The organism is Pseudomonas sp. NPDC088429 (genome assembly GCF_044753305.1).
GTDB classification, from domain to species: domain Bacteria; phylum Pseudomonadota; class Gammaproteobacteria; order Pseudomonadales; family Pseudomonadaceae; genus Aquipseudomonas; species Aquipseudomonas rustica.
Window position 1 is genome coordinate 1 of sequence record NZ_JBIVMX010000137.1, and the last position, 3301, is coordinate 3301.

General features: G+C 54.7%; 3 protein-coding genes. 2 read left to right on the top strand and 1 reads right to left on the bottom strand.

The features are described 5' to 3' along the window. Positions 1-272: 272 nt before the first annotated feature. The gene (locus ACIP66_RS28355) at positions 273-575 is read right to left on the bottom strand and encodes a hypothetical protein (RefSeq protein WP_159814883.1); all 303 of its coding nucleotides are present in this window, start codon (positions 573-575) and stop codon (positions 273-275) included. Positions 576-947: 372 nt separating this feature from the next. Between ACIP66_RS28355 and thrS the strand changes: the two genes are divergently transcribed. Both thrS and infC read left to right on the top strand, forming a co-directional pair. Next, on the top strand, positions 948-2870 hold the full coding sequence (gene thrS, locus ACIP66_RS28360; RefSeq protein WP_400652564.1) for a threonine--tRNA ligase: 1923 nt from the start codon (positions 948-950) through the stop codon (positions 2868-2870). Beyond that, positions 2870-3301: translation initiation factor IF-3 (gene infC / locus ACIP66_RS28365; RefSeq protein ID WP_400652567.1), on the top strand; the 432-nt coding region annotated here is incomplete at its 3' end. The genes thrS and infC, both read left to right, overlap by 1 nt.

The window sequence follows — 3301 nt, forward strand, 5'->3', positions numbered from 1 at the left end:
ATATATTTTCAGTAGTGCTGTGCTGCTCAGGCCAACTGGGCACACCGGAGTATCATAGTCGAAATGTTCGCTTTGGTAGCCCCCCGGACGTGCTGTTTGCCAATCAGTCGTGTTTTCTTTACTGCCTGTTTCGGCTGAAAGCCCCGGTTTACAAGGGTTTGCGCGGAACGTAAAGACAATAAAAAAACCTGTAAAACCTGCATAAATCCTCCGAAAAGGCTCAAATTCAGCCCTTTTTAGAGGCGCTGAGTCGATTCAAAAGACTTTTTTGATCACTTTTTCACCGGTGTATTTGCCTTGCATTTGGCGATTTGGCCCAGCGCTTTCTGCTGCAATTCAGGGGTCGCCTTGTTGTCCATCAGCGCCTGAATGTCGCTGGCCGGATAAGACTTGATGGCGTCAGCGCCGCAAGCACAATGAGATTTCGCTGCCGCAGCACCGATTTGTTGGGTCGCAGCCTGAGTGCACTGTGCCATGTACTTCTCGCGCTCGCCCTTCGGCCAATCGGCGTGGGCAGTCAACGGCAGCAGCATAACGATAGGGGCGACGACGGCGAACAGGGTATTCAGACGCATGCGAGGATGCTCCTTGTGGGTCAATGTCTTGTTATCTGAGGGCTGAAAGGCCGATCAAGTTCAGCACTCTGGCATAAAAACGGACGATTTGCCTTCTGATCAAACAGAGGCATAAGTGACCGCTCATCTGTGCTAGCATGCCGGGCTCAAGCGTTCTCAGGCGCCGGATGACCTACAGTCCCGGACGCGGTCAACGTGCGAATATTTCTGATTTGAATCCCAGTCACTCTGGTTCGGTTTTCCGGTTGGCCGCAAGGCTCCTGCCGCTGTAAGGCAGGCGTTCGTCATTGAATGGCCTGGATCGGATCTTGTACTGGCTCATCCCAACCCACGTGACCTTTGGTAGGGGTCACCACTAGGAGAGGAGGCGCCATGCCAACTATTACTCTTCCCGACGGCAGTCAACGTTCATTCGATCACCCGGTTTCCGTAGCCGAGGTCGCCGCATCCATTGGTGCTGGCCTGGCCAAAGCCACACTGGCCGGCAAGGTCAATGGTCAACTGGTCGACGCCAGCGACATCATCAGCAGCGACGCGACCCTGCAAATCATTACGCCAAAGGATGAAGAGGGGCTGGAGATCATTCGCCACTCTTGCGCTCACCTGGTGGGGCATGCGGTCAAGCAGCTGTACCCGACTGCAAAAATGGTGATCGGCCCGGTCATCGACGAAGGCTTCTATTACGACATCGCCTTCGAGCGTCCTTTCACTCCGGACGACATGGCTGCGATCGAACAGCGCATGCAGCAGCTGATCGAGAAAGATTACGACGTCATCAAGAAAGTCACTCCGCGCGCCGAAGTGATCGAAGTGTTCAAGGCCCGCGGCGAAGACTACAAGCTGCGTCTGGTCGAGGACATGCCGAACGAACAGGCCATGGGTCTGTACTATCACGAAGAATACGTCGACATGTGCCGCGGCCCGCACGTGCCGAACACTCGCTTCCTGAAATCCTTCAAATTGACCAAGTTGTCGGGCGCCTACTGGCGTGGCGACGCCAAGAACGAGCAATTGCAGCGCGTTTACGGCACCGCTTGGGCAGACAAGAAGCAGCTGGCGGCTTACATCCAGCGCATCGAAGAAGCTGAAAAACGCGATCACCGCAAGATCGGCAAGCGTCTGGGCCTGTTCCACACCCAGGAAGAATCCCCGGGCATGGTGTTCTGGCACCCGAACGGCTGGACTCTGTACCAGGTGCTCGAGCAGTACATGCGCAAGATCCAGCGTGACAACGGCTACCTTGAGATCAAAACCCCTCAAGTCGTTGACCGCAGCCTCTGGGAGAAATCCGGGCACTGGGCCAACTACGCCGACAACATGTTTACCACGCAGTCGGAAAACCGCGACTACGCCATCAAGCCGATGAACTGCCCATGCCACGTGCAGGTGTTCAACCAAGGCCTGAAGAGCTACCGCGAGCTGCCGATGCGTCTGGCAGAGTTCGGTGCCTGCCACCGTAACGAGCCGTCGGGTGCGCTGCACGGCATCATGCGTGTGCGTGCGTTCACTCAGGACGATGCCCACATCTTCTGCACCGAAGAGCAGATGCAAGCCGAATCCGCTGCATTCATCAAGCTGACCATGGACGTTTATCGCGACTTCGGCTTCACCGACGTCGAAATGAAACTGTCCACTCGTCCGGAAAAACGCGTCGGTTCCGACGAGCTGTGGGATCGCGCTGAGGCCGCATTGGCTGCAGCCCTTGATTCTGCGGGCCTGCCGTACGATCTGCAGCCGGGTGAGGGGGCGTTCTACGGTCCGAAGATCGAGTTTTCGCTAAAAGATTGCCTCGGTCGCGTCTGGCAATGTGGTACCTTGCAGCTCGATTTTAACCTGCCTGTCCGTTTGGGCGCTGAATACGTCTCCGAAGACAACAGCCGCAAACACCCAGTGATGTTGCACCGTGCGATCCTCGGTTCCTTCGAGCGTTTCGTCGGTATTTTGATCGAGCACTATGAAGGTGCATTCCCTGCGTGGCTCGCGCCGACCCAGGCGGTGATCATGAATATCACTGATAAACAGGCAGATTTTGTTGCAGAAGTTGAAAAAACTCTCAACGAAAGCGGATTTCGTGCCAAGTCCGACTTGAGAAATGAAAAGATCGGCTTTAAAATCCGCGAGCATACTTTGCTCAAGGTTCCCTATCTCTTGGTAATCGGAGATAAGGAAGTCGAGATGCAGACTGTCGCTGTGCGTACTCGTGAAGGTGCTGACCTGGGCTCTATGCACGTCGCCCAGTTCTCTGAGTTTCTCGATCAATCGTTTTCCCGGCGTGGTCGCCCAGATTCGGAGTAATTATTATTAAGCGTGAAATGAGACAAGATAAACGAGCTGCACCGAAAGCCCCGATCAACGAGAATATCTCGGCACGCGAGGTTCGGTTAATTGGGGCTGAAGGTGAACAGCTTGGGATTGTGTCAATTGAAGACGCGCTTCTTAAGGCTGAAGAGGCCAAACTGGATTTGGTGGAAATTTCCGCCGATGCAGTACCCCCTGTTTGCAAACTGATGGACTACGGCAAATCGATCTTCGAGAAGAAGAAGCAGGTTGCTGCGGCCAAGAAAAACCAGAAGCAGATTCAGGTTAAAGAAATCAAGTTTCGTCCAGGGACGGAGGAAGGGGATTACCAGGTAAAACTGCGCAACCTGGTACGTTTACTTAGTGATGGGGACAGGGCCAAGGTATCCTTGCGATTCCGCGGCCGTGTGATGGCCCACCAGGAGCTG